Origin of the sequence: Streptomyces sp. NPDC051109, from assembly GCF_044455885.1 — a bacterium.
In the GTDB taxonomy this organism is placed as follows: Bacteria; Actinomycetota; Actinomycetes; order Streptomycetales; family Streptomycetaceae; genus Streptomyces.
This window is the reverse complement of sequence record NZ_JBITFF010000011.1, coordinates 136,806-160,128: the sequence shown is the minus strand read 5'-3', so window position 1 is coordinate 160,128 and position 23,323 is coordinate 136,806. Positions and strand designations below refer to the sequence as shown.

The window sequence follows — 23,323 nt, the reverse complement described above, 5'->3', positions numbered from 1 at the left end:
GTGCGGGGACGAATGTCGGACCCTCCTTGTAGGGTCCGACGTAGGGTCTGATCTTGAGAGATCCCGATCCCGGGGTCTCTCGACATGAGCGCGCGAACCGAGCGGGGTGAGGTAGACATGGCGACCAAGGACACCGGCGGCGGACAGCAGAAGGCGACTCGCTCGACCGAGGAGGTCGAGGAGGCGTCGGTCGAGGAATCGACCGACCTCAAGGAGCGCCAGGAAAAGCTCTCCGACGACGTCGACTCCGTACTTGACGAAATCGACGATGTCTTGGAAGAGAACGCCGAGGATTTCGTGAGGTCATTCGTGCAAAAGGGCGGCCAGTAAAGCTCGCCGGGGCCATTTAGCCTTCGAATCGAAGGTGGGGGGGTTGGGTGGCCGAGACGGCACCTGAGGGCATGAAGCGCTGCTCGCGATGTAAGCGCGTTCAGTCATGCGAGGCCTTTGCGAGTAATCGAGCAATGCGGGACGGTCTGCAGGCGTACTGCCGGGACTGCCAGGCCGAGCACTACAAGCAGAGGCAAGAGGCGAAGGGGCGGACGGTACGGGTCAAGATCCCCGTGCCGTCCGGGCACAAACGGTGTCCCCAGTGCGGGGAGATCAAGCCTCACTCGGAGTGGGAGCGCAACAAGACGAGTTCGGACGGTTGGGCCAGCTACTGCCGAGAATGCCGGGCCCAGCGGAATCGGGCCTCGTACTTCAAGCGGCACTACGGCATCACCGAGGCCGAGCGGGACCGCATGATCGCGGCCCAAGGCGGGAACTGCCTGCTCTGTCAGGCTGCTCCGGCAGAGCACGTGGATCACGATCATCAGACGGGTAAGGTCCGAGGCGTACTGTGCTTCAGCTGTAACGCAGCCTTGGGGCAGTTCAAGGATCGGCCGGACGTCATACGGCGTGCAGCCGCTTACGTGGAAGGAAACCTGTGGAAGCCAACAATCGCGGCACAGGGCGTCTACCGGCAGCCTTCCTGACGCCGGGTTCGTCTTCGTTCATGGACTTCCTCGGGGCGCACTCGCCCGAGATGCTGCCGGGGAACCGGAAGCTGCCCGAGGGCGTCGTCGAGGCGCCGCACGGGACGACCATCGTCGCGGCCACCTTCCCCGGCGGGGTGGTGCTGGCCGGTGACCGGCGCGCGACCATGGGGAACATGATCGCGCAGCGGGACATCGAGAAGGTGTTCCCGGCCGACGAGTACTCCGCGGTGGGCATCGCCGGTACGGCGGGTCTGGCCGTGGAGATGGTCAAGCTGTTCCAGCTGGAGCTGGAGCACTTCGAGAAGGTGGAGGGGACGACCCTCAGCCTGGAGGGCAAGGCCAACCGGCTCTCCACCATGATCCGGAGCAACCTGGGCATGGCGATGCAGGGGCTGGCCGTCGTACCGCTGTTCGCGGGGTACGACGAGGCCAAGGAGAAGGGCCGGATCTTCTCCTACGACGTGACCGGCGGCCGCTCCGAGGAGCACGGCTACGCGGCCACGGGCTCCGGCTCGATCTTCGCCCGGGGCTCGATGAAGAAGCTGTTCCGCCCCGATCTGACGGAGGAGCAGGCCACCACCCTGGTCGTGCAGGCGCTGTACGACGCCGCCGACGACGACTCGGCGACGGGCGGTCCGGACCTGTACCGCCACATCTACCCGATCGTCACGGTCATCACCGACGAGGGCTTCCGCAGGCTGACGGACGACGAGTCGCAGGAGCTCGCCCGTACCGTCACCAACCGCCGGCTGGAGCAGCCCGACGGCCCGCGCGCCGCCCTGCTCTGACCACTCCTCTCGTCGCCCAGAAGAAAGGGACGGACAACCGGTGTCGACTCCGTTCTATGTGTCACCCCAGCAGGCCATGGCCGACCGGGCGGAATACGCCCGGAAGGGCATCGCCCGCGGTCGCAGCCTTGTCGTGCTGCAGTACGCCGACGGCATCGTGTTCGTCGGTGAGAACCCGTCGCGCGCGCTGCACAAGTTCAGCGAGATCTACGACCGGATCGGCTTCGCGGCCGCCGGCAAGTACAACGAGTACGAGAACCTGCGGATCGGCGGTGTCCGCTATGCCGATCTGCGCGGATACACCTACGACCGTGACGATGTGACGGCCCGTGGGCTGGCGAACGTCTACGCGCAGACGCTCGGCACGATCTTCTCGTCGGCAGGCGAGAAGCCGTACGAGGTGGAGCTGGTGGTGGCCGAGGTCGGTGCGACGGCCGCGGGTGACCAGATCTACCGGCTGCCGCACGACGGTTCGATCGTGGACGAGCACGGCTCGGTGGCGGTCGGCGGCAATGCCGAGCAGATCAGCACGTACCTGGACCAGCGCCACCGGGACGGGATGACCCTGGCGGAGGCGTTGAAGCTGGCGGTGCAGGCGCTGTCGAGCCAGGCGAACGGTGCGGACAAGACGATTCCGGCCGAGCGGCTGGAGGTCGCGGTGCTGGACCGGACGCGGGCCCAGCAGCGGAAGTTCAAGCGGATCCGGGGCCGGCAGCTGTCGCGGCTGCTGGAGGCGGACGTCACGGCGGCGGTGCAGGCGGATGCCGTGTCGAACGACGAGGCTCCCGAGGACGATTCCGAGTAGGGAAGCGTGCCTGGTGGCGCCCCCGGCCTTGCGGCCGGGGGCGCCTTCGCGTCTGCGGGGTCAGGCGGGGGCCGGGCCGGTGGAGGCGCGGACGACCAGGTCGACCGGGATGTCGGGGGCGGTCCACGGGGTGCCGTCCAGGACGGCGAGGAGAGCGCTCATGCCCTGTTCGCCGACGCGCTCGGCGGGGAGGTGGACGGTGGTGAGCTCGGGTTCGACGGCGGTGGCGAGGGCGAGGTCGTCGAAGCCGGTGACGGAGAGGTCCTCGGGGACGCGCAGGCCCAGGCGCCGGGCGGCCTTGCAGGCGCCGGCGGCGAGGATGTCGTCGTCGCAGACGACGGCGGTGGGCCTGCTCCCGGGGGCCGCGAGGGCCGCCTCCATGGCCGTACGGGCGTCGGCGACGGTCAGCGGGGCCCGTACGGTGCGCAGCTCGGCGTGGGGCGACAGCCGGGCGGCCAGGGCTTCGGCGCGGACGTCGAAGGTCCAGGAGTCGACGGCGGAGGCGAGGTGGAGGATGCGGCGGTGGCCGAGCGCGAGGAGGTGTTCGGTGACCTGGCGCATGCCGTCGGCCATGGCGAGGTTGACGTGGGCGGCGGCGCGTCCGGCGGTGGGGTCGCTGTCGAGCATGACGAGGGGGAGTTCGGCGCCTCCGATGGCGTCGAGGGCGTGGGCGGCCATGGAGGAGGCGATGACCCCGTCGAGGGCGGCGCGGGCGGAGGCGAAGGGGTCGCGGGCGGGGCCGGTGCCGTCGGGGGAGGGGTAGAGCACGACGCCGAAGCCGTGTTCGGCGGCGATGCGGGCGGCGCCGGTGTAGACGCGGGCGAAGAACTCGTTGGTGAGGGCGGGGACGACGAGGAGGGCGGTGCGGGTGGAGCCGAGGCGGAGGTTGCGGGCGGCGAGGTTGGGGCGGTAGCCGAGGGTGGTGGCGGCTTCGCGGACGAGGCCGGCGGTGCGTTCGGAGACGCGGCCGCGCCACTTGTCGCCGAGGACGAGGGAGACGGTGGCCTGCGAGACCCCGGCGGCGGTGGCCACGTCCCGGCTGGTGGGTCTCGTCACACGGTGCTCCTGTAGTGCGAGGTCGTTCGGGGGTGGCGGGCGGTGTGGCGGTCTTTCGGGTGGACCCCTGCGGTGTGGCCATGGTACGTATGACGGGTCACGTTATACGTATTACCTTGATTGCTCCCGGCGGGATTCCGGGCAGAAGGGGGCCGTCATGGCCGCGGGATACGCGGAGCTGCTCAGGACCCGGCACGCCGCGAGGCTGCTGGCGGGCACGCTCATAGGCCGGCTGCCGAACGGCACCGGCCCGATCGCGATCGTGCTGTTCACCCGGGCGGAGGGCGGCAGCTACAGCCTGGCGGGCGCGCTGGCGGCCGTGTACGGGCTGGCCAATGCGGTGGGGCAGCCGCTGCTGGGGCGGGCCGTCGACCTGTTCGGGCAGCCGCGCGTGCAGCTGCCGGCGGCGGTGGTGTCCGCGCTGGGCATGGTGGGGCTGGCGGTGGCGGGCACCGGTTCGCCGGCGGCCGCGTACGGCGCCGTGGTCGTCGCGGGGCTCTTCACGCCGCCGCTGGAGGGCGGGCTGCGGGCGCTGTGGCCGGGTGTGCTCGGCGGCAAGGAGGAGCGGGTGCACGCCGCGTACGCGATGGACGCGGTGGCCCAGGAGGTCATGTTCACGGTCGGTCCGCTGCTGGTGACGCTGTTCGTGGCGCTGTGGGACCCGGCGGGTGCGCTGCTGGTGATCAATGCGATCGGTGTGCTCGGTGCGCTGTCCGTCGTGGTGTCGGAGCCTTCGCGTACGTGGCGTTCGGCGCCGCGCGAGGCGCACTGGCTGGGCGCGCTGCGCTCGCCGGGGCTGCTGGCGCTGCTGGGCTCGTTCTTCTTCGTGGGCACGGCGCTGGGTTCGATCACGGTGGCGGGCGTGGCGTATGCCGACGACCACGGGAATCAGGCGGTGTACGGCTGGCTGATGGCGGCGCTGGGGCTGGGCGCGCTGGTCGGCGGCGTGGCGTACGGCGCCCGCCGGTGGGCGGGTGCGCCGGAGCGGCGGCTGCGGCTGCTGGTGGCGCTGCTGGCGGTCTGCTACCTGCCGTTGATGCTGGTGCCGGGCCCGCTGCCGATGGCGGGGCTGACGGCGCTGGCGGGCGTGTTCCTGGCGCCCGCGCTGGCCTGTGCGTTCATCGTCGTGGACCGGCACGCTCCGGCGGGGACGGTGACGGAGGCGTTCTCGTGGCTGGTGACGTTCTTCGGGGTGGGCGCGGCGATCGGTACGGCCGCGGCCGGGCCGGCGGTGGAACTGGGCGGTACGGCGAGCGGGTTCGCAGTGGCGGGCGTCGCCGGGGCCGCGGCGCTGCTGGTGCTGACGGCCACTCAGCGGATCCTGGCCGCTCCCGGCCGGACCCGGACGGTGACGGGTTCGCCGTCGGGATCCGCCGAGGGCGTCGGCGGGGGTGCGGACGCAGGCGCGGGCGGGGGCGCCGGTGGAGCCGCGGGCGGGGGTGCGCCGGAGGGTCCGGCGGGCGGTCCGAAGGAGCGGCTCGTCGGCAACTGATCGAAACGGCGTTCACGAACCCGGTTTCAGAACAGTGCGGAAGGCGTAATGTTCAGTCATGGACCGCCGCATTTTCGGGCTGGAGAACGAGTACGGCGTCACGTGCACGTTCAGGGGACAGCGCCGACTGTCTCCTGACGAAGTGGCGCGCTACCTCTTCCGCCGTGTTGTGTCATGGGGCCGCAGCAGCAATGTCTTCCTGCGGAACGGCGCCCGCCTGTACCTCGACGTGGGTTCGCATCCGGAATATGCAACTCCCGAATGCGACAACGTGACGGAACTCGTCACGCACGACAAGGCGGGCGAGCGCATTCTCGAAGGTCTGCTCGTCGATGCCGAACGCCGCCTGCACGAGGAGGGAATCGCGGGCGACGTCTATCTCTTCAAGAACAACACCGACTCGGCGGGCAACTCGTACGGCTGCCACGAGAACTATCTGGTGGCCCGGCACGGGGAATTCTCCCGCCTGGCGGACATCCTCATTCCGTTCCTCGTCACGCGCCAGCTGATCTGCGGCGCGGGCAAGGTGCTGCAGACCCCCCGGGGCGCGGTCTACTGCGTGAGCCAGCGGGCCGAGCACATCTGGGAGGGCGTCAGCTCCGCGACGACGCGCTCGCGGCCGATCATCAACACCCGGGACGAGCCGCACGCGGACGCCGAGCGCTACCGCCGCCTGCACGTGATCGTCGGGGACTCGAACATGTCCGAGACGACCATGCTGCTCAAGGTCGGGGCCACCGACCTGGTGCTGCGCATGATCGAGGCGGGCACGGTGATGCGGGACCTGACGCTGGAGAACCCGATCCGGGCGATCCGCGAGGTCAGCCACGACATCACGGGCCAGCGCAAGGTGCGCCTGGCGAGCGGTCGCGAGGCCTCGGCGCTGGAGATCCAGCGCGAGTACTACGACAAGGCCGTGGACTTCGCCGAGCGCCGCGGGATCCGTACCGGCACGGTGGACCAGGTGCTGGAGCTGTGGGGCCGGACCCTCGACGCGATCGACGCGGAGGACCTGGACCGGATCGGGACCGAGATCGACTGGGTCATGAAGTACCAGCTGATCGAGCGCTACCGGGCCAAGCACGGCATGACCATGTCGAATCCGCGCGTGGCCCAGATAGACCTCGCGTACCACGACATCCACCGCCGGCGCGGGCTGTACTACCTGCTGGAGCGCAAGGGGCAGGCGGCGCGGGTCTGCAACGACCTCAAGATCTTCGAGGGCAAGTCGGTGCCGCCGCAGACCACGCGGGCGCGGCTGCGCGGCGATTTCATCCGCCGGGCGCAGGAGCAGAGGCGGGACTTCACGGTCGACTGGGTGCACCTCAAGCTGAACGACCAGGCGCAGCGGACCGTGCTGTGCAAGGACCCGTTCCGGTCCGTGGACGACCGGGTGGAGAAGCTGATCGCGGGGATGTGAGATCCCGCTGATCTTGGGCAGGGCCCCGTACGGATCTCGTACGGGGCCCTGCGCACGCCTTAGAGTGGCGTCGACCGCACCGCCGTCTGAGATCTGAGGAACACGTGCGCCGACTTGCCGGCCTGCTTGTCGTACCCCTTCTGCTGCTGTCGACAGCAGCCTGTGGCGACAGCGGCTCCGACTCTGCCGAGATGAAGAACGGGGCGCCCGCGATCACGAAGGGTGCCAAGTTCGGTGAGACCCCGACCCTGTCCAAGGGCAAGGGGGACCCGCCGAAGGAACTGAAGGTCGTGACCGTCAGCGAGGGCAACGGCCCGGTGCTGAAGAAGGGCGATGTCGCCCAGGTCAACTACCTCGGTCAGGTCTGGGACGGCAAGGAGCCGTTCGACCAGAGCTTCGGCAAGGGCAAGCCGTTCGAGGTGACCATCGGTGCCGGAATGGTCATCAAGGGCTGGGACCAGGGTCTTGAGGGCAAGAAGGTCGGCAGCCGTCTGGAGCTGGTGATCCCGCCGGACCTGGGTTATGGCGAGAAGGGATCCGGCGACAAGATCAAGCCCAACGCCACGCTGGTCTTCGTCGTGGACATCGTCAAGGGCACCTCGGTCCCGGCCTCGGCCACGGGCAAGGAGGTCGCGCAGGACAACAAGGACCTGCCGAAGATCGGTACGAACACGGACGGCAAGGAAGTCTCCGTGACCGTTCCGAAGGACACCGCGCCGCCGGCGAAGCTGGTCTCGAACTACGTGCTGGAGGGTGACGGCCCGGCCGTCAAGGACACCGACAGCGTCGTGGTCAAGTTCAACGGCAAGACGTGGAAGGACGACAAGACCTTCGAAAGCACGTACGCCACGGACCAGACGGTGACCTGGCCGATGGACCAGCTCTCGGTCAAGGGTCTCAAGGAAGGCCTGACCGGCAAGAAGGTCGGCAGCCGGATCCTGCTGGTCATCCCGCCGGACCAGGGCTTCGGCGACAAGGAGACGGGCACCATCCCGGCGAACTCGACGCTGGTCTTCAGCCTCGACATCCTCGCCGTGATGTAAGACTGTCCGGGTTGACCTGATTTAGTAATGAGGAGCAGTTCCGTGAGCAACCAGCTCGAGAAGCCCGAGATCGACTTCCCCGACTTCCCGGTCCCGGCCGACCTCGTCATCGAGGACATCTGGGAGGGCGACGGCGCCGAGGCCACGGCCGGCAGCAAGGTCTCCGTCCACTACGTGGGCGTGGCCTACTCGACCGGCGAGGAGTTCGACGCCTCCTGGAACCGCGGCGCCCCGCTGCAGTTCATCCTGGGCATCGGCCAGGTCATCAAGGGCTGGGACCAGGGCGTCCAGGGCATGAAGGTCGGCGGCCGGCGCAAGCTCGTCATCCCCGCCCACCTCGCGTACGGCGACCAGGGCGCCGGCGGCGCCATCAAGCCGGGCGAGACGCTGATCTTCGTCTGCGACCTGATGGGCGTCTGATTCGACGACCCGTGATCGGTAGAAGGGGCCCCCGCCGTCAGGCGGGGGCCCTCGCTTTTGCCGGGGCCCGCCGGGGCGGTACGGTCAACGGTCACGGGCGTGTCTTGCGTGCCGTGGGTGCAACGTGTGGGCGGAGAAAGGCGGAAGGGCGTCGATGGCGATTGCCAAGGCCGAGCGGCTGATGAATCTGGCGCTGTGTCTGCTGGGGACCCGCCGGCCGCTGAGCAAGCGAGAGCTGCGGGGTTCCATCGAGGCGTACATGGAAGCCGGCAACGACGAGTCGTTCAACCGCATGTTCGAGCGGGACAAGGACGATCTGCGTGAACTCGGCCTGGTCATCGAGACGGTGGAGAACCTGGAGGGCGAGACCGGCTACCTCGCCCGCCGCGACAGCAACCGGCTTCCGCCCGTCTCCCTCGACGCCGAGGAGGCCGCCGCCCTGGGGCTCGCGGCCAAGGTCTGGCAGCAGGCCCGCCTCGCCGGAGCCGCAAGCGGCGCCCTGCAGAAGCTGCGCGCGGGCGGGATGCCGGAGGCGGGGGATCCGTACGAGGGCCAGCACAGCGCCATCGAGCCGCGCATCCCGGTCCACGAGGCGGCCTTCGAACCGCTGATGCTGGCCTGCCGCGACCGCCGGCCGGTGGTCTTCGACTACCGCAAGTCCACCGCCGCGCGCCCAGAGACCCGTCAGGTGGAGCCGTGGGCGCTGGAGTGCTGGCGCGGCCACTGGTACCTGGCCGGCTACGACCGGGACCGCGGGGCGGAGCGGGTCTTCCGGCTCTCCCGGATCACCGGCAAGGTCCGCTCCCGGGCGGCCAAGTACACCGCCGAGGTCCCGGACGTGGTCACCGTACGGGAGACCGTGGCGAGCTGGGCCGGGGAGAGCGCGGACCGCTCCGCGCTGATCCGGCTGCGGTCCGGGGCCGGGTACCCGCTGCGGGCCAAGGCCACCGCCGTGCGCGAGGGCGGGGACGGCTGGGACGAGCTGGAGATCCCGTACGGGCACGGGCTCGACGCCTGGCTGGTCGAATTCGGGCCGGACGTGGTGGTCGTGGGCCCCGCCGACCTGCGGGCCGACGTCGTGGACCGGCTGCGCGCCGTGGCCGCGGGCTGAGGCCGCCCCCCGGCGGACCGGAGCGGCCCGAGCCGACGCGGCCGCCGCCCGATCCGCCGCACCGATCGCACCACCGCACCGTTCGCAAGACGTGCCCTGAGGGGGAGACGTACCAGCATGGCTGCCAACGCCATCGACCAGACCCGCCGGATGCTGTCCCTGGTGACGTACCTGCGCGAGCGCCCCGGGGCGCACGTCGCCGACGTCGCCCGCGCCTTCGGGATCACCGAGGACGAGCTGATCTCGGACCTCGACGTGCTGCCCATGTGCGGGACCAGCTTCCGCGGCGGGGACCTGCTCGACATCGACACCGACGGGGAGCGCATCTGGTGGCGCAACCCCGACGCCTCGGGGGAGTCCACCGCGGAGCCGCTGCGCCTGGCCGCCGACGAGGCGACCGCGCTGCTGGTCGCCGCCCGCGCCGTGGCCACGCTGCCCGGGCTGCGCGAGAGCGACCGGGACGCGCTGCTGCGCGCCACCGCGAAGCTGGAGGCCGCCGCCGGCGAGGCGGCCGGGGCCAGCTCCCGGCTGTCGGTGACGTTCGAGGCGGAGGGCGGGGTCTTCGCGGACGTCGACCGGGCCATCGCGGAACGCCGGCGGCTGTGGCTGCGCTACTACTCGCCGGCCCGGGACGAGCTGACCGAGCGCAAGGTCGACCCGATCCGGCTGTTCGCGGTGGGCCACACGTACATGGAGGGCTGGTGCCACCTCTCCGAGGCCCGGCGCACCTTCCGCCTCGACCGGGTCGCCGAGATCCGGCTGCTGGACGAGAGGGCCGAGCCGCCCGCCATCGAGCCGCGCGACCTGTCCGAGGGACTCGTCCAGCCGGCCGCCGAGGACCCGGAGGTCGTGGTCGAGGTCGGGCCGGGCGGCCGCTGGGTCGCCGAGTACTACCCGCACGACAGCGCCGAGGAGCTGCCCGACGGCGGCCTGCGGATCACCCTGCGCAGCCCGGACCCGGCCTCGCTGCGCCGGCTCGCGCTGCGGCTGGGCCGCGAGGGCCGGATCGTGGCGCCCGCGGAGCTCGCCGACAGCGCGCGGCAGGCGGCCCGGGAGGCGCTCGCCGGGTACGGGGAGCGGGGCTGAGCGGGGCGGGGCGCGCACGCCGAAGAGGGCAGGCAGGGCAAGGAAGCGGCGGGCCGTGCGGTACGGGCCGTGCCGTACGGGAGCTGCGCCGTCCGCGAGCGGACGGTCTGAGGGGAGCGCCGAGCGATGTCGCCAATGTCCGGGCCACGGGGTGTGCAGGCCGCCGCAGGGCCGCCGGTCTCCTTCAAAGCGGCCTGTTCCGACTGCCGGGCCCGCTTCGAGCTCGACGCGGGGGCGCTGCGGCTGGTGATCGGCGGGAGCCGGCGCACCACGTTCTACTCGTTCACGTGTCCCGCGTGCGGGGCCTCCGTGCGCAAACCAGCCGGTGAGCGCATCGTGGAACTGCTGACCGGGGGCGGCGTGAGCACCCTGCGCAGCGTCTGAGGCGGCCGGTGGCCTAGGCTCGACGCATGCTGTGGCCGATGCTCGCAATCGCCCTGGGTTTCCTCGGGCTCGCCGTCCTCGCCGTCCTCGCGGTGCGCGTCTTCGTGGAGGTGCGGCGGCTGTCCGGCCAGGTCGCGCTGGCCAGCCGGCGGATCGCGGACGCCTCGGGGGACCTGGAGCGCGCGGCGAGCGATCTGGCGCGTGCGGGTGGCGCCGCCCGGCCGTAAACCGGTACAAAGCGCAGGATCGTGACCCGCAGGTCCCTGGAAAGTCCGGGTCGGGACCCGTACCGTCGATCCGAGCCGCACGCAAGGTGGGGTACCCCGGGGGATTGCCGGGCGTTAACCCCCGGGGGTTACGATCCTTGCCTGAGCGGTCACGGATCGAGATCCGGGGCCGCCGACACCACAACCAGCCGTTTCGGTGAGAAGGAAGTCAGACATGATCGGCAATCTGAAGCCTCTTGAGATCCTCCTGATCATCGCCGTGATCTTCCTGCTGTTCGGTGCCAAGAAGCTCCCCGACATGGCGCGCTCCCTCGGCAAGTCGGCCCGCATCCTCAAGAGCGAGGCCAAGGCCATGAAGGCGGAGAGCGCCGCGGAGGACAACGCCGCCGCCGCCACCGTCGCCGACCAGGCCCCGCAGCAGGCCACCGCCCCGCGCACCATCAAGGCCGCTCCCGGCGACGTGACCGGCTCGCGTCCGGTCAACGAGCCGAACCACACCACCCAGGGCTGATCGCCCGGCCGCCGGACCGCCGGTCCGCGGCCGAGATCGCGCCGGTCATCTGCAACGAGACAAGGGACGTGGGTTGCTCAAGTCTGCCCGCAAGCAGGAGAAGCAAGGCAAGCAGGAGAAGGACGCCGAAGGGCGGATGCCTCTTGTCGAGCACCTGCGTGAGCTGAGAAACCGCCTGCTGAAGTCGGTCCTGGCGATCCTCGTGATCACTGTGGTGGCGGCCTTCTACTACAAGAACCTGATCGACTTCATGCTGAAGCCGATGCTGGACTCCGTCGGCTGCACCAACGGCGTGGTCTCGCAGCGCAACGGCCGGCCCTGCGCCGACATGACCGTGAACGGCCTCATCGCCCCGTTCTCGATCGCGCTCAAGGTCTCGCTCACCGCCGGTGTGGTGCTCTCGGCCCCGGTGTGGCTCTACCAGCTCTGGGCCTTCGTCGCCCCCGGCCTGCACAACCACGAGAAGCGCTACGCGATGGGCTTCGTCGCCGTCGGCGCTCCGCTGTTCGGCGCCGGTGCGGTGCTCGCGTACAAGCTCCTGCCGAAGACCGCGCAGATCCTCCTCGAATTCACCCCCGAGAACGCGCGCAACCTGCTCCCGGTCGACGACTACCTCGACCTGGTCACGCGCATGGTCGTCGTCTTCGGCCTCGCGTTCGAGCTGCCGCTGCTGCTGATCCTCCTCAACTTCACCGGGGTCCTCACCGCGAAGCGGCTGGCGAGCTGGTGGCGGGCCATGGTGCTGGGCATCACGATCTTCGCCGCGTTCGCCACGCCCACCGGCGACCCGCTGACCATGCTGTCGCTGGCCGCGCCGATCATCGCCCTCTACTTCATCGCCCTCGGGATCTGCCTGGTCAACGACCGCAGGCGGCGCCGCGGCAACCCCGACGCGCTGCTCGACGACGACGAGGCCTCCGAGCTGGACCTGACGCCCGCGCCGATCGGTCGGATGGAGCCCGTCCAGGCCCCGGCCGCCCTGCCCGAGCAGGCCGACGGCGGCCGCAGGCAGATCAACGGTTACGACGACGCGACCTGACAGGTACATTCCGGTGGGTGAGCGCTGAGATCACCCTCCTCGTCAATCCCACCGCGGGACGCGGCCGGGGCGCGCACGCCGCGCAGCCGGCCGCTTCCGCGCTCCGCGCCGCCGGGTTCTCCGTACGGACGGTCCTGGGCGCCGATGCCGGGGACGCGCTGGCCCGGCTGCGCACCGCCGTCCGGGAGGGCACCGGGGCGGTGATCGCCGTCGGCGGCGACGGCGTGGTCTCCCTGGCCCTGCAGGCCCTGGCCGGGACGCTGGTACCGCTGGGGGTGGTCGCCGTGGGGACCGGGAACGATTTCGCCCGGGCCATGGGGCTGCCCGTACGGGATCCCGCGCAGGCGGGGCGGCTGGCCGCCGAGGCGCTCAAGGAGGGCCGGGTCCGCGAGATCGACCTCGGGCGGGTGGCGGGGACCCCGGACCGGCGGGAGACCTGGTACGGGACCGTGCTCTGCTCCGGCTTCGATTCGCGGGTCAACGACCGCGGCAACCGGATGCGGCTCCAGGCGGGCCGGTTCAAGTACGACCTGGCGATCCTCGCCGAGCTGGCCGCCTTCCGGCCGTTCCCGTACCGGATCACCCTTGACGACGGCCCGGTGATCGAGACCGAGGCCACGCTGGTGGCCGTGGGCAACGGGAGCTCGTACGGCGGCGGCATGCGCATCTGCGCGGACGCCGTCCCGGACGACGGGCTCCTCGACGTCGTGGTCGTGGGCGACTGCAGCCGGGCCACCCTGCTCAGGGTCTTTCCACAGGTCTACAAGGGGTCGCACCTCGGTCACCCGAGGGTGACCGTCCACCGGGCCGCCAAGATCACGCTGGAGGCCGCCGGGATCACCGCCTACGCGGACGGGGAGCCGCTGGGACCGCTGCCGGTGACCGCCGACTGCGTTCCGGGGGCCCTGCGGCTGCTGTCGTAGCACCGTCCCGGCGGTGGCCGGGCGGTCCGTATAAATGATCGCGACTGTTGTCAGGGGCGGCGGGTAGGCTCGAAGACAAGATGACCGAAGAACTCTCACCGGCGGAGCGGTACGCCGCTGCCCGGATCCGCGCCGCCGAAGAGGCCACCGCCCTGGCCCCCTTCCGCGAGATGTACGAATTCGACCTGGACGCGTACCAGGTGGACGCCTGCAAGGCACTGGAGGCCGGCAAGGGCGTCCTCGTCGCCGCCCCGACCGGCTCGGGCAAGACGATCGTCGGCGAGTTCGCCGTGCACCTCGCTCTCGGCCAGGGCCGCAAGTGCTTCTACACGACGCCCATCAAGGCCCTGTCGAACCAGAAGTACGCCGACCTCGTCAAGCGCTACGGCGCCGACAAGGTGGGCCTGCTGACCGGTGACAACAGCGTCAACTCCGAGGCGCCCGTGGTCGTGATGACCACCGAGGTGCTCCGCAACATGCTGTACGCGGGCTCGCAGTCGCTGCGCGGCCTCGGCTACGTCGTGATGGACGAGGTGCACTACCTCTCCGACCGGTTCCGCGGCGCCGTCTGGGAGGAAGTGATCATCCACCTCCCCGAGTCGGTCACGCTGGTGTCCCTGTCGGCCACGGTGTCCAACGCCGAGGAGTTCGGCGACTGGCTGGACACCGTGCGCGGCGACACCGAGGTGATCGTCTCCGAGGAGCGGCCCGTCCCGCTGTGGCAGCACGTCATGGCCGGCCGCAGGATCTACGACCTCTTCGAGGAGGAGTCCGACCACGGGGGCCGCGGCTCCGCGCGCCGCGAGGTCAATCCCGACCTGCTGCGCATGGCGCGCGAGGAGAACACCCGCACGTACAGTCCGAAGGACCGGCGGCGCGGCAAGATGGTCCGCGAGGCCGACCGCGAGCGCGAGCGGCGCTCCCGCGGCCGGATCTGGACCCCGAGCCGCCCCGAGGTCATCGCCCGCCTCGACGGCGACGGGCTGCTTCCCGCCATCAACTTCATCTTCAGCCGGGCCGGCTGCGAGGCCGCCGTCCAGCAGTGCCTCTTCGCGGGCCTGCGGCTCAACGACGACACCGCCCGCCTGAGGGTGCGTGAGATCGTCGAGGAGCGGACCGCCTCCATCCCCGCCGAGGACCTTCACGTCCTGGGGTACTACGAGTGGCTCGAAGGACTGGAGCGGGGTATCGCCGCGCACCACGCCGGCATGCTGCCCACCTTCAAGGAGGTCGTGGAGGAGCTGTTCGTCCGAGGCCTCGTCAAGGCCGTCTTCGCCACCGAGACGCTGGCGCTGGGCATCAACATGCCCGCGCGCACGGTGATCCTGGAGAAGCTGGTCAAGTGGAACGGCGAGCAGCACGCCGACATCACCCCCGGCGAGTACACGCAGCTCACCGGCCGGGCCGGGCGGCGCGGCATCGACGTCGAGGGCCACGCCGTGGTGCTGTGGCAGCGGGGCATGGACCCGGCGGGGCTCGCCGGGCTCGCCGGTACCCGGACGTATCCGCTGCGCTCCAGCTTCAAGCCGTCGTACAACATGGCCGTGAACCTGGTCCAGCAGTTCGGGCGGCACCGCTCGCGCGAGCTGCTGGAGACCTCGTTCGCGCAGTTCCAGGCCGACCGCTCGGTCGTCGGGATCTCCCGGCAGGTGCAGCGCAACGAGGAGGGCCTGGAGGGCTACCGGGAGGGCATGACCTGCCACCTCGGAAACTTCGAGGAGTACGCCCAGCTGCGCCGCGACCTCAAGGACCGCGAGACGGACCTGGCCAAGCAGGGCGCGGCCCAGCGGCGGGTCCAGGCGGCCAGCTCGCTGGAGAAGCTGAAGCCGGGCGACATCATCCACGTGCCGACCGGCAAGTTCGCCGGGCTCGCGCTGGTCCTGGACCCGGGCGTGCCGGCCGGGCGGGTCAACGGGCACCGGGGGTACGAGTACGCCGAGGGACCGCGGCCTCTGGTGCTGACGGCGGAGCGGCAGGTCAAGCGGCTCGCCGCGATCGACTTCCCGGTCCCGGTCGAGGCCGTCGAGCGGATGCGGATCCCCAAGACGTTCAACGCTCGCTCGCCGCAGTCCCGTCGGGACCTGGCCTCCCAACTGCGGGCCAAGGCCGGGCACATCGCGCCGGAGCGGCGCGGGCGCGGCAGGGCCGCCGCGGCCGACGACCGCGAGATCGCTCGGCTGCGCGCCGAGCTGCGGGCGCACCCCTGCCACGGCTGCGACGAGCGCGAGGACCACGCCCGCTGGGCGGAGCGCTACCACCGGCTCAAGCGGGACACCCAGCAGCTGGAGCGGCGCATCGAGGGCCGGACGAACACGATCGCCCGCACCTTCGACCGGATCCACGCGCTGCTCACCGAGCTGGACTACCTGCGCGAGGACGAGGTCACCGTGCACGGCAGGCGGCTCGCCCGGCTGTACGGGGAGCTGGACCTGCTGGCGTCGGAATGCCTGCGCGAGGGCGTCTGGGAGGGGTTGTCCCCGGCGGAACTGGCCGCCTGCGTCTCGGCGTTGGTGTTCGAGGCACGGCAGTCCGACGACGCGGTGGCGCCGAAGGTGCCGGGCGGCGCGGCGAAGGCCGCGCTGGGAGAGATGGTCCGCATCTGGGGCCGGCTCGACGCGCTGGAGGAGGAGCACCGCATCAACCAGGCGGAGGGCGTGGGCCAGCGCGAGCCGGACCTGGGCTTCGCGTGGGCTGCGTACCAGTGGGCCTCCGACAAGAGCCTGGACGAGGTGCTGCGGGAGGCGGAGATGCCGGCCGGCGACTTCGTGCGCTGGTGCAAGCAGGTCATCGACGTGCTGGGACAGGTCGCGGCGGCGGCCCCCTCGTCCTCCGCGCCGCCGTCCTCGCAGGGCGGCAGCACGGTGGCGCGCAATGCCCGCAAGGCCGTGGACGTGCTCCTTCGGGGCGTGGTGGCCTACAGCTCGGTCGGCTAGACGGGTTCGGGGCTGTCGGGGCCTCGCCAGCCGGCGGGGTCCTGCCAGGCCCGAAGGCCCAGACCGCTCTCGAAGCGGCGCGGGGTGCCGGTGACCGGGTCGGTGAACGACACCGTACGGGCCAGGAGTTGGAGCGGCCTGCGGTAGTCGTCCGGGGCCGGGTCGGTGACCTCCGGGTACAGCGGGTCGCCGAGGATCGGCAGGCCGAGGCCGTTCATGTGCACCCGCAGCTGGTGGGTGCGCCCGGTGTGCGGGGTCAGCCGGTAGCGGCCCAGCTCCCCCTTGGTGGCGAGGAGTTCGACCAGGGTCTCGGCGTTCGGCTCCGCGCCCGGGATCTCGGCCGCCGCCATGACCCCGCGGGTCTTCTCGATGTGGCTGCGGACCGTGCGGGGGAGCGTGAGCGCCGGGTCGTGGCGGGCGAGGGCCTCGTACTGCTTGACGACCCGCCGCTCCTGGAACAGCAGCTGGTACGCGCCGCGGTCCTCGGGGCGGATGCTGAACATCACCAGTCCGGCGGTCAGCCGGTCCAGCCGGTGCGCCGGGCTGAGCTCGGGCAGGTCGAGCTCGGTGCGCAGCCGGGCCAGGGCGGTCTGCGTGATGTGGCTGCCGCGCGGGGTGGTCGCCAGGAAGTGCGGCTTGTCCACGACCAGCAGGTGGGCGTCCCGGTGGACGACGCGGATCGGGAACGGCACCACGGGCTCCGGCTCCATGTCCCGGTGGAACCACAGGTAGGCGCCCGGCTCGTACGGGTCCTGGGGACGCAGCACCCGCCCGCCGGGGCCGAGCACCCGCCCGGCGCGCAGCAGGCGCACGATGGACTCGGCGCCGCGGGTGCCGGCGTACCGCTCGGCGAGGTAGCCGCCGAGGTCGGGCCAGCGCCCGTCGGGGTCGGCGGGCAGCCGCAGCCGGACCGGGTCGATGCCGGCGACCTGGGGGAGGGGCGAGGGGGGTGCCTGGGTTCTGCGTCTCATCGGGTCCAGGCTATGCGGCTACTGCTTGGTGAAGGTGCCCAGGTGGTTGGCGTCCAGGTACTCGATGCGGACCGTGCCGTCCTTGAAGACCACTCCGGTGCGGCCGACGGCGTTCTCGCCGGCGGTCACGTAGCTGAAGGTGTCCCCGTCGTAGTGGGTGAGCGGGAAGCGCATCGGCTTGGGGCCGAGGGAGAGGGTGAGACCGCCCTTGCCGCCCGTGTCCGCCGTCACGGTCAGCTTTCCGTAGTACGGGCTCACGTAGGTGCCGGTGTACGCGCTGTCGGCGCGGGCCGGCTTCGCGCCGGCGGGCGGGTGCGCGTAGTCGGTGGCGGAGGGGCCGGGGCCGAGCTGCTGGGCGTACAGCTCGGCGAAGAGGGGCAGCCAGTCGGTGGTCGGCGCGCCGTGCTCGGCGGTGTCGAAGAAGTCCATCGCGATGGCGTCGGCCATGCCGACCGGGGCGCCGTTGGTGAGGACGACGATGCCGAGCTTCTCCAGCGGGAGCAGCGTGACGTTGGTGTTGGCGCCGAGTTCGAAGCCGCCGGAGTGGCTCAGGCGCAGCCGGCCCGCGGCGTCGTACGAGACGTTCCAGCCGAGCCCGTAGAAGCCGGTGTGGTCCAGGGGCGGGGTCGGTGCCTGCGACACGATGTGCGGCAGGCGGGTGGCCGCCAGGGTGTCGGCGGGAATGATCCGCTTCCCGTCGAGGGTGCCGCCGGCGAGCTGGAGGCGCAGCCAGCGGGCCATGTCGGTGACGGTGGAGCTCACGCCGCCGGCCGGTGCCTGGGCGTCGGGGTCGCGCACGAAGCGGGGCGACCAGGTTCCGTTCGGGTTCTTGACGTGGGTGGCCGCGTGGTCGGGGGCGTTGATGAAGGCCGAGAACTCGGTGCTGGTGTGCGTCATCCCGGCGGGCTTGAACAGGGTGTCCTGGCTGAGCTTCTCCCAGGTGGTGCCCTTCTGCCGGGCGACGGCCTCGGCGGCGGCGGTGAGGCCGAAGTTGGTGTAGTTGTAGCTCGCGCGGAAGGGGGTGAGCGGCTCCAGGCGGAGGTGGTCGAGGATGTACGCCTGGTCGTAGCCGAGGTCTTCGAGGAGGTCCCCGGCGTGGTCGGGGAGGCCGCTGCGGTGCGAGAAGAGGTCGGCGGTGGTGACGTGGCCGGTGACCCAGGGGTCCTTCAGTGCGAAGCCGGGGAGTTCGGTGCGGCCGTTCCAGTCGGCGGGGTCCTTGAGGGCGCCGGCCACCACCGTGGAGGAAATCGGTTTGGAGACGGACGCGACCTGGAAGACGGTGTCGGGGCCGATGGCGCCGGGGGCGTCGGTGCGGCGGACGCCGAAGCCCTTGAGGTAGACGACCTTGTCGTCGTGGACGACGGCGACGGCGGCCCCGGGGACCCCGGTGCCGCGCATGGTGTCGGTGACGAACCCGGGCAGGCGCGCGAGCGCCTTGTCCACTTCCGCGTCGGTGATCTGCGGCTTGGGCGCGGGCGGCGGGCTGGGCGCGGCGTGCGCGCCGGCCACCGCCGTTGCCGTCAGGACGGTGGCGGCTCCGGCTGCGCCGAACATGCGGAGCGTGCGCATGCCCATATTGTCGCGCCGAACGGGTGATTCCGCGCCGCGGGGCGGGGCCGGGCCCCGGCCGGGTCAGGCCGCGGACTCCTGTTCGGCCATGACCCGGGCGTTCCAGTCGCGCTTGATGGCCCGCCATCCCTCGTCCGTCTCGCCGAGGCGCCAGTAGCCGGAGATCGACAGGCGTTCCTTGGGGATGCCCCGCTCCAGGCGCAGGTGGCGGCGGAGGTCCTTCACGAAGCCCGCCTCGCCGTGGACGAAGGCGTGGACGTCGCGGGAGGGGAACTCCAGGGCCTTGACCGCCTCCACGAGCATCTCGCCGACGGGGCCGGAGCCGCGGTGCAGCCAGACCGGGACGATGCCGTCCGGGGTGGCGATCTTCTGCTCGTCGTCCGGGCCCTCGACCTCCACGAGGGCGCGCACCCGCGCGCCCGCCGGCATGCGCTCCATCGCTGCGGCGATCGCCGGCAGCGCGCTCTCGTCGCCCACCAGCAGGTGCCAGTCGGCCGCCGGGTCCGGGGCGTACGCGCCGCCGGGGCCGAGGAAGCGGACGAGTTCGCCCGGCTGGACGCGGGCCGCCCAGGGGCCTGCCAGCCCCTCGTCGCCGTGGACGACGAAGTCCAGCGTCAGTTCCAGGTGCGCCGGGTCCCACGCGCGGATCGTGTACGCCCGCTGGCGCGGCCAGGCCTCCCGCGCGTACTCGGCACGGATCCGGTCCAGGTCCCACGGCGAGGGGTAGGTGACGCCTTCGGGGGCGAAGAGGAGCTTGATGTAGTGGTCCGTGAACTCGCCCGCACTGAACCGGACCAGTCCGGCCCCGCCCAGTACCACGCGCACCATGTGCGGCGTCAGCCGCTCTGTGCGCACGACGACTGCGGTGCCGATCTTGCGGGCGCGTCCTTCTGCCACGGCGTCTCCCCTTGCTCCCCTGACACTTAGGATTACCTAAGTTAGCATCTCAAGGGCGCAGTGCGCTGCCCAGGCGCGACACCGCTCCGCCCAGACCCCACCGGCGCGCCAGCGCGTCGACGAGTTCCGGCTGCGCGGGCACCGCGGGCAGCGCCGGGTCGAACTCCGGAAGCGGGACGTCCGAGGCCACCCGGACCACCTTCGGAGCCACCGCCAGGTACGGCCGGGACTCGTCCAGCCGCTTGCGCTGCGTGGGCGTCAGCTTGGACTTCGGGTCGTCGATCGCCGCGATGATCCCGGCCAGCGAGCCGTACGCGTCCAGCAGCTTCGCCGCCGTCTTCTCGCCGATCCCCGGGACCCCCGGCAGCCCGTCGCTCGGGTCGCCGCGCAGCAGCGCCAGGTCCGCGTACCCCGCCCCGTCCACCCCGTACTTCCCGCGCAGCCACGCCTCGTCCGTCACCTGGAGCGTGCCGACCCCCTTCAGCGGGTACAGCACGCGCCGCTGCCGGGCGTCGTCGACCAGCTGGTACAGGTCCCGGTCGCCGGTGACGATGTCCACCGGCCCCGTGGCGCGCGCCGTGAGCGTGCCGATCACGTCGTCCGCCTCGTACCCGGCGACACCCACCCGGGCGATCCCGAACGCGTCCAGCGCCGCCTCGATGATCGGCACCTGCGGGGACAGGGTGTCGGGGATCTCCTCCACGTCCGGACCGGTCTCGGTCTCCTCGGCGACCCGGTGCGCCTTGTACGAGGGGATCAGCTCCACCCGCCAGGCCGGACGCCAGTCGGCGTCCATGCACGCCACCAGGTCGTCGGGCCGGTGGTCCTGGACGAGGCGCCCGATGAAGTCGAGCAGCCCGCGCACCGCGTTCACGGGGGTGCCGTCCGGGGCCTTCACGGAGTCCGGCACGCCGAAGTACGCGCGGAAGTAGAGGGAGGCGGTGTCCAGCAGCATCAGGCGTCGAGTCGTCGTCACGGTGACGATGATGCCCCACCCCGCCCACAGTCGACGGTTGCGCCCGGGGGCACGGAAGGTGGCCGCAAGAGAGCTCGAAAACGGCACGGGAGTTTCACCCGGGGCGTACCCTGGTCGGCTCTTGCACGCGAAACCGGAGGCGGTTGCTGCGTAAGGTGCTTACAGCACACCGATGTGAGACGGACGCCGACGTACGCCGACGGACCAGACAAGGGGAGGGCAGCCCCGCCATGGACGACAGGGACGGCTCGGACGACAAGGAACGGGACAAGGACGCCAAGGAACCGCTCCGGGTGGGCGTGGCCGTGCGCAAGCGCCGCCGGGCACTGCACCTCACCCTCGCCGCCGTATCGGCGCGCAGCGGTCTGTCGGTGCCTTTCCTCAGCCAGATAGAGAACGAGCGGGCCCGGCCCAGCATGCGGTCCCTTGAGCGGGTCGCGGACGCACTCGAGACCACGGCCGTCGAGCTGCTGGCCGCCTCCGACACCGCGCGCACGGTCGATCTCGTACGGGCCGGGGACGACTCCGGGCTCACCCCCGTTCCGGGCGTGCGCCCCCTCGTGCGCGGACACCACCAGCTGCACGCGCTGGAGTTCACCGGGGACCAGGACGCCGGCCGCGAGTACCAGCACCGCAACGACGAGCTGATGTACGTGGTCTCGGGCGCCTGCCAGGTGGAGGCCGAGGGGCGGGCGTACCGGCTGGAGAGCGGGGACGCACTGTTCCTGTCCGGCGGCGTACGGCACCGCTGGCGGGCCGTCTCCGAGGACACCCGGCTCCTGGTCGTGGCGGTGGGCGAGCACATCCACGCGACCTCCGAGCCCCCCTCGCCCGGGCAGTGAGCCGCAGCCGGACGCGGGTCGTCTCGCTCGTGCCCTCACTGACCGAGGCGGTGGCGGTCAGCGCTCCCGGGCTGCTCGTCGGGGTGACCGACTGGTGCACGCATCCGGCGGACCTGGCCGAGCGGGGCGCGGCGCGCATCGGCGGGACGAAGAACCCCGACGTGGAGCGGATCACGGCGCTGCGCCCGGACCTGGTGATCGCCAACGAGGAGGAGAACCGGGCCCCGGACCTGGCGGAGCTGCGGGCGGCCGGGGTGGAGGTGCTGGTCACCGAGGTCCGGGAGCTGCCGCAGGCGCTGACCGAGCTGGACCGGGTGCTGGTGGGGGCTCTGGGGCTGGCGAGGCCGCAGTGGCTGGACGAGGCCGAGGAGGCCTGGGCGGCCGTGGAGCCCCTCGGCCCCCTGAGGGCGTTCGTGCCGATCTGGCGGCGGCCCTGGATGGTGCTCGGCCGGGACACCTTCGCGGGCGATCTGCTGGCCCGGCTCGGCGTGCACAACGTCTACGCCGGGGACGCCGAGCGGTATCCGCGGGTGCCGGTGGAGGAGCTGGCCGCCGCCGACTGCGATCTGGTGGTGCTCCCCGACGAGCCGTACCGCTTCACGCGCGAGGACGGTCCGGAAGCCTTCCCGGACCGTCCTTCCGCGCTGGTCAGCGGCCGCCACCTCACCTGGTACGGGCCCTCGCTGGCCGAGGCCCCGGCGGTCCTGTCGGCGGCGATCAGGAAGTCTTCGGCAGCAGCCGGCCGCTGAACAGCCCGCGCAGGGTGTGGGCAGCGGCCAGCAGCCAGGCGGTGACCAGCCCGAGGAAGAGGGCGGCGGCCAGCCAGGCGAAGGCGTCCAGACCGGTGTGACGGGCCAGGCCCGCGGCTCCGGTGACGCAGGTGCCGACGGGAAAGGTCAGTGCCCACCAGGTCATCGCGAAGCCCATGCCGCCCCGGGCGGCCCGCACCAGCATCGCGGCCGCGAGGGCCAGCCACAGCAGGGCGAAGCCCATCACGGGCACTCCGTAGACGACCGCGAAGGCGCCGAGGGCGTGGGCGTAGGAAGCGTCGACGGCGCCGGGCGCCACGTCGGCCAGCTGGTTGACGGCGGTGGTGGACTGCCCGAGGGGGCCCAGCACCAGGAACAGGGCCGGGGTCAGGGCCAGGGGCAGGGGGCCGCTCAGGATCAGCCGCCCGAAGATCAGGGGCAGGATCAGCAGGGTGGCCAGCAGGCTGACGCCGAACATGGCGTAGCAGGCCAGCAGCAGCGCCTCGCGGGGCTGCCCGGCGGGCAGGTGGGGCACCAGCAGGGGGCCCACGGCGGCGGAGACCATCGGGGCGACCAGGGGCAGCAGCCACACGGGGGTGGCCTGGGAGGCCACGACCTTGTGCCGGACCACCATCAGGTAGGGCACCACCACCGCCATGACCAGGCCTATCGCGGTGCCGGCGGTGAAGAGGACGCTGTCCACGGCCACGGCCGCTCCGGTCCCGATCAGGTCCCTGCCGACGACCAGGGTGCCGCCGCCGACGGCCAGCAGGGCCATCGCGAGGCAGCCGTAGAAGGGGGCCACGGCGGGGTCGAGGAGGTGGGCGCGGGCCTGGTCGCGGTGGTGCAGCCAGTGCCCGGCGCGGGCGGCCAGCAGGACGGCGAGGGCCACGGCGGACAGCGCCCAGACGATCTGGCAGGCCACCCGCTGACCGGGCACCTGGTACGGGAGGGTGGCGCCGGCGTTGGCGATGATCGCCGTGCCCATGACGCAGGCGTACCAGTTGGGGCCGAGGTGACGCAGCGCGGGGGCCTTGTGGGTCCGGGGTGCGAGGGGGATCACGGTGCGGGGTCGCACGAGGGTGGTGGCCATGGGTCCAG

The 23,323-nt window shown here is 71.7% G+C and carries 24 protein-coding genes; 18 read left to right on the top strand and 6 right to left on the bottom strand.

Going from position 1 to position 23,323, the window contains the following annotated elements; genetic code table 11:
• Positions 1–117 precede the first annotated feature (117 nt).
• The 4 genes from ACIBAD_RS21620 (at position 118) to prcA (ending at position 2,573) form a co-directional block, all read left to right on the top strand.
• The gene (locus ACIBAD_RS21620; RefSeq protein WP_134074767.1) at positions 118–330 is read left to right on the top strand and encodes a ubiquitin-like protein Pup; all 213 of its coding nucleotides are present in this window, start codon (positions 118–120) and stop codon (positions 328–330) included.
• A 71-nt stretch (positions 331–401) separates the two neighbouring features.
• Positions 402–977, top strand: coding sequence for an endonuclease VII domain-containing protein (locus tag ACIBAD_RS21615; RefSeq protein WP_134075732.1), 576 nt, complete (start codon positions 402–404; stop codon positions 975–977).
• The gene (prcB, locus tag ACIBAD_RS21610; RefSeq protein WP_134074766.1) at positions 929–1,768 is read left to right on the top strand and encodes a proteasome subunit beta; all 840 of its coding nucleotides are present in this window, start codon (positions 929–931) and stop codon (positions 1,766–1,768) included. The genes ACIBAD_RS21615 and prcB overlap by 49 nt, the downstream gene beginning before the upstream one ends.
• 40 nt (positions 1,769–1,808) lie before the next feature.
• Entirely contained in the window at positions 1,809–2,573 is a 765-nt protein-coding gene (gene prcA, locus ACIBAD_RS21605; protein ID WP_099893644.1) for a proteasome subunit alpha, read from the top strand.
• A gap of 60 nt (positions 2,574–2,633) precedes the next feature.
• Here prcA and ACIBAD_RS21600 read toward each other — a convergent pair whose 3' ends face one another.
• Complete coding sequence (locus tag ACIBAD_RS21600) at positions 2,634–3,629, bottom strand: LacI family DNA-binding transcriptional regulator (protein ID WP_398908074.1); 996 nt, start codon at positions 3,627–3,629, stop codon at positions 2,634–2,636.
• A gap of 157 nt (positions 3,630–3,786) precedes the next feature.
• Here ACIBAD_RS21600 and ACIBAD_RS21595 point away from each other — a divergent pair, with 157 nt between their 5' ends.
• The 12 genes from ACIBAD_RS21595 (at position 3,787) to ACIBAD_RS21540 (ending at position 16,218) form a co-directional block, all read left to right on the top strand.
• On the top strand, positions 3,787–5,121 hold the full coding sequence (locus ACIBAD_RS21595) for an MFS transporter (protein WP_398908073.1): 1,335 nt from the start codon (positions 3,787–3,789) through the stop codon (positions 5,119–5,121).
• A 58-nt stretch (positions 5,122–5,179) separates the two neighbouring features.
• A complete protein-coding gene (gene pafA, locus ACIBAD_RS21590) occupies positions 5,180–6,541 on the top strand; it encodes a Pup--protein ligase (RefSeq protein ID WP_134074764.1) in 1,362 nt (453 codons plus the stop codon).
• Between the two features lie 104 nt (positions 6,542–6,645).
• On the top strand, positions 6,646–7,584 hold the full coding sequence (locus ACIBAD_RS21585; protein WP_398908072.1) for an FKBP-type peptidyl-prolyl cis-trans isomerase: 939 nt from the start codon (positions 6,646–6,648) through the stop codon (positions 7,582–7,584).
• A gap of 27 nt (positions 7,585–7,611) precedes the next feature.
• Entirely contained in the window at positions 7,612–8,004 is a 393-nt protein-coding gene (locus ACIBAD_RS21580; protein WP_134074762.1) for an FKBP-type peptidyl-prolyl cis-trans isomerase, read from the top strand.
• Positions 8,005–8,158: 154 nt separating this feature from the next.
• On the top strand, positions 8,159–9,115 hold the full coding sequence (locus tag ACIBAD_RS21575; RefSeq protein ID WP_134074761.1) for a WYL domain-containing protein: 957 nt from the start codon (positions 8,159–8,161) through the stop codon (positions 9,113–9,115).
• Between the two features lie 117 nt (positions 9,116–9,232).
• Positions 9,233–10,201 carry a helix-turn-helix transcriptional regulator gene (locus tag ACIBAD_RS21570; RefSeq protein WP_398908071.1) on the top strand — a complete coding sequence of 323 codons (969 nt, stop codon included), beginning with the start codon at positions 9,233–9,235 and terminating at the stop codon, positions 10,199–10,201.
• A 135-nt stretch (positions 10,202–10,336) separates the two neighbouring features.
• Positions 10,337–10,585, top strand: a complete 249-nt coding sequence (locus tag ACIBAD_RS21565; protein ID WP_134074760.1) for a hypothetical protein — start codon at positions 10,337–10,339, stop codon at positions 10,583–10,585.
• Positions 10,586–10,611: 26 nt separating this feature from the next.
• On the top strand, positions 10,612–10,812 hold the full coding sequence (locus ACIBAD_RS21560) for a hypothetical protein (protein WP_134074759.1): 201 nt from the start codon (positions 10,612–10,614) through the stop codon (positions 10,810–10,812).
• A 214-nt stretch (positions 10,813–11,026) separates the two neighbouring features.
• Complete coding sequence (gene tatA / locus ACIBAD_RS21555) at positions 11,027–11,323, top strand: Sec-independent protein translocase subunit TatA (RefSeq protein ID WP_398908070.1); 297 nt, start codon at positions 11,027–11,029, stop codon at positions 11,321–11,323.
• A 73-nt stretch (positions 11,324–11,396) separates the two neighbouring features.
• Complete coding sequence (tatC, locus tag ACIBAD_RS21550) at positions 11,397–12,362, top strand: twin-arginine translocase subunit TatC (protein ID WP_398908069.1); 966 nt, start codon at positions 11,397–11,399, stop codon at positions 12,360–12,362.
• 17 nt (positions 12,363–12,379) lie between these two features.
• Positions 12,380–13,285, top strand: a complete 906-nt coding sequence (locus ACIBAD_RS21545; protein WP_398908067.1) for a diacylglycerol kinase — start codon at positions 12,380–12,382, stop codon at positions 13,283–13,285.
• Positions 13,286–13,365: 80 nt separating this feature from the next.
• Positions 13,366–16,218, top strand: a complete 2,853-nt coding sequence (locus ACIBAD_RS21540; protein ID WP_398908066.1) for a DEAD/DEAH box helicase — start codon at positions 13,366–13,368, stop codon at positions 16,216–16,218.
• Here ACIBAD_RS21540 and ACIBAD_RS21535 read toward each other — a convergent pair.
• From ACIBAD_RS21535 to ACIBAD_RS21520, 4 genes are all read right to left on the bottom strand, one after another.
• A complete protein-coding gene (locus ACIBAD_RS21535; RefSeq protein ID WP_398908065.1) occupies positions 16,215–17,189 on the bottom strand; it encodes an RluA family pseudouridine synthase in 975 nt (324 codons plus the stop codon). The genes ACIBAD_RS21540 and ACIBAD_RS21535 overlap by 4 nt on opposite strands.
• An 18-nt stretch (positions 17,190–17,207) precedes the next feature.
• A complete protein-coding gene (locus tag ACIBAD_RS21530) occupies positions 17,208–18,758 on the bottom strand; it encodes a serine hydrolase (RefSeq protein ID WP_398908064.1) in 1,551 nt (516 codons plus the stop codon).
• A 63-nt stretch (positions 18,759–18,821) separates the two neighbouring features.
• Positions 18,822–19,655 (bottom strand): siderophore-interacting protein, encoded by an 834-nt coding sequence (locus ACIBAD_RS21525; protein ID WP_134074752.1) that lies wholly within the window; start codon positions 19,653–19,655, stop codon positions 18,822–18,824.
• A 49-nt stretch (positions 19,656–19,704) separates the two neighbouring features.
• Entirely contained in the window at positions 19,705–20,610 is a 906-nt protein-coding gene (locus tag ACIBAD_RS21520) for a 5'-3' exonuclease H3TH domain-containing protein (protein ID WP_398908105.1), read from the bottom strand.
• 251 nt (positions 20,611–20,861) lie between these two features.
• On the opposite strand from ACIBAD_RS21520, the gene ACIBAD_RS21515 reads away from it, so the two are divergent.
• Entirely contained in the window at positions 20,862–21,473 is a 612-nt protein-coding gene (locus ACIBAD_RS21515) for a helix-turn-helix domain-containing protein (protein ID WP_048476971.1), read from the top strand.
• Positions 21,470–22,222: a helical backbone metal receptor gene (locus ACIBAD_RS21510; protein WP_398908062.1), complete on the top strand. Its 753-nt coding sequence runs from the start codon at positions 21,470–21,472 to the stop codon at positions 22,220–22,222. Before ACIBAD_RS21515 ends, ACIBAD_RS21510 begins: the two co-directional genes overlap by 4 nt.
• Here ACIBAD_RS21510 and ACIBAD_RS21505 read toward each other — a convergent pair.
• Complete coding sequence (locus tag ACIBAD_RS21505; protein ID WP_398908061.1) at positions 22,191–23,315, bottom strand: TDT family transporter; 1,125 nt, start codon at positions 23,313–23,315, stop codon at positions 22,191–22,193. The genes ACIBAD_RS21510 and ACIBAD_RS21505 overlap by 32 nt on opposite strands.
• Positions 23,316–23,323 lie beyond the last annotated feature (8 nt).